Origin of the sequence: Aeromonas finlandensis, assembly GCF_000764645.1 — a bacterium.
Lineage (GTDB): Bacteria > Pseudomonadota > Gammaproteobacteria > Enterobacterales > Aeromonadaceae > Aeromonas > Aeromonas finlandensis.
Genome location: NZ_JRGK01000234.1, coordinates 1 through 2548, shown reverse-complemented (window position 1 = coordinate 2548; position 2548 = coordinate 1). Strand labels below are relative to the sequence as shown.

Sequence of the window (2548 nt, the reverse complement as noted above, 5' to 3'; positions counted from 1 at the left end):
GAGAGTTACCATTCTTGAGAATGGCAAGCTGTAAGCTATTCCATATCGTATGACAGGTACGCGATATAAACTGCTAGTGGTTACTAAAGATTACTTATAGCTTTCCATCTACGATGGGAAAAGAAAAGAAATATAAAGAAGAAGAGTATATGAGTTTAATGCTCTTACTCTTCTTATTATTTCTAGTACCAAAGCCTCCCAGATACAGCCCGAATATAGCGAGTGACAGAGGGGCCTCAATTCTCTGTATCATCTATATTCGTTACCAATCAACTTGCAGCAGGGTGCTGGGCTGTGGTAGCTGTATCTGGGTACTGATTAGCCAAAGGAAGGAGCGCCGGTTCATTACGCTCAAGCAATCCAACTTAATTGGGTATGCCGTCTCTTCTAAACTCTAATCAATATGAGCACTCCATCTTGTTACAGACGGTTTGCTCAAGTATCTGTGCTGCTCCATTGCGCTTATGGAGAAAGCCTACCTTGCGGTAGCTCATCTGGTTGTCCAGAAGGCCTTTCAGCTGAAGGGGCCACCTGACTAGCCGGCGCTCGCCCATGCAGTCTATTTCTAGTGTCCTTCTATTGTGTGTGTTTAATCATTTATGCACCAATTAAGCATATTTATTGCTCATTATTCAGGTGGTCATTAGCGGTTCTATCTATTGGTTGTGTTTAATCGAGAGGTCTACTGGAGGAGACAGGGAGCGCTCAGGGTTCGCCTGGGTGGCTGGGCATGTCATTGCATAGCCGAAGAACGGAAGGGCTCAGGGAGTAGCGGGAGGCTCGATAGGGTTGCTCTGGAATAGGGGAGGGAGTGGAAACAGGCAGACAGATACCCAGTGTTGCACGTCAGTGATGTGCTTCACTCAAGAGCAGCCTGCGGCCCTCTCTGCACTTCTTCTGTTCCTGATGCACTGATAAGGGGCTGGTCGCCTCAAGCTGTCTATGGCCTGATAGCGACCTCTGGCGGCGCTTCCCTCTGCATCTCCTGCTCACTTGTTCCAGTGACGCTTTACGGTTGCAAGGGATAGCCCCAAGCGTTCGGCAGCTTTGCTCTGGCTCAGGCCATCCGCCTTGGCCCGCTGAACTTCCTCAGTGGTGTCCGTGGCAACTGGGCGGCCTAGCTGCTTGCCCTCGGCCTTGGCTCGCTGTAAGCCCTCCTGAGTGCGCTCTCTGATGCGGTTGCGCTCGAACTCGGCAAAGGCGCCCATTAGTTGCAGCATGAGCTTTCCCTCTGGGGATGTCAGGTCAGCCACTGGCAAGTCAAGGGACACAACCTTTATCCCCTGCTCGGTCAGGTTGCTGATAGTCGTCTGAACGTCAATGTTATCCCTGCCCAGTCGGTCTAGCTTCAGCACAACCAAGGTGTCACCCTTCTCCATCTTCTCCAGCAGCTTCTTGAACTCTGGGCGAGTGCTGGCTTGGGTTGAGCCTGATATGGTCTCAGAGGAAATCCTGTGAGGTTCTACAGTGTAGCCACGCTTGGCAATCTCAATAACTTGGTTCTCTACAGTCTGCTCGATAGTAGATACGCGGCAGTAAGCAAAGGTGCGGGACATAGTTAAGCTCCAAAAGGTGTGGTGTCATCTAATGGTATCATTAACTTGATTGGTGTCAACAACTTGGTATTGCTATTTAGTTGATACCGTCAGTGATGCTAGCCGTCTGGTATCAACATACGGATGTTTGATGACACTAGCTAGCCCACTCACCTAGCACCTTGATAGCCCTCCTGATGCCTGCTCTTTCCGAGTGCATCTGCTCAGTTCCTCTCACTTGAGTCAGGCATCTACAAGCCACCTAGGCCCTATGGGGGAAACTCGAATCGGGACGGGACGGAACACCTCGGAGAAGTCCGGACTATTTTAAAGTCGGCTCTTCTGCACCCCTGACCCAAGCAATACCCACCCAAGCAGAAGGGGAGCTATACCAACTACAAGCAGCTCAACAAGGTTCTCACCAAACCAGTATTCATCGTATCGGCTTCTCATCAGAAGAAACATGACAACAGAGAACAACCAAAGAACAGACAGAAAGACCCATTTGCGTTGACGCTTATTCATATAATCTCCTTGTTCATTTGAAGCTATCCTACAGGGCGTTATTTATTGCATCAAACAATGCTTGAACTGGGATACCACCACCATAGCGGTCATAGCTTATGGCTCCGTTTGTATGACCCAAGATGGCAGCAGCAAATTGAAGGGGAGTTCCCGCAGCCTTGAGCTTGCTGGCTACCGTGTGCCGTAAGCTGTGAAAGTCCTTATCAAGCGCTCTGTGCCTGCTGAACCATTGCCCAAACAAATGGCTGTAACTGTCCTGTCTGAACTTCAGTTCAGGGAACAGCCTCCCACCACTACGGGACTCCGCGAACTTGAGGAAACCTGATTCGATTAACTTTGAATGGATGGGGATCAATCTTTCACTGCTAGCAGTTTTCAGCTTTTGGTCATCATGAGTAGCCCTGACATGCAGGCACCAAACCCCTTGCTCCTGTCGTATGTCGCTGGCGTATAGCTGACAGATTTCATTTGCCCTTGCCCCTGAGTAG

General features: G+C 49.8%; 2 protein-coding genes. Both read right to left on the bottom strand.

From position 1 onward, the window contains the following. Positions 1 to 989: 989 nt before the first annotated feature. Positions 990 to 1556, bottom strand: coding sequence for a recombinase family protein (locus LD28_RS0112930; protein WP_033137377.1), 567 nt, complete (start codon positions 1554 to 1556; stop codon positions 990 to 992). A gap of 532 nt (positions 1557 to 2088) precedes the next feature. Further along, positions 2089 to 2548: site-specific integrase (locus LD28_RS0112920; RefSeq protein WP_033137375.1), on the bottom strand; the 460-nt coding region annotated here is incomplete at its 5' end.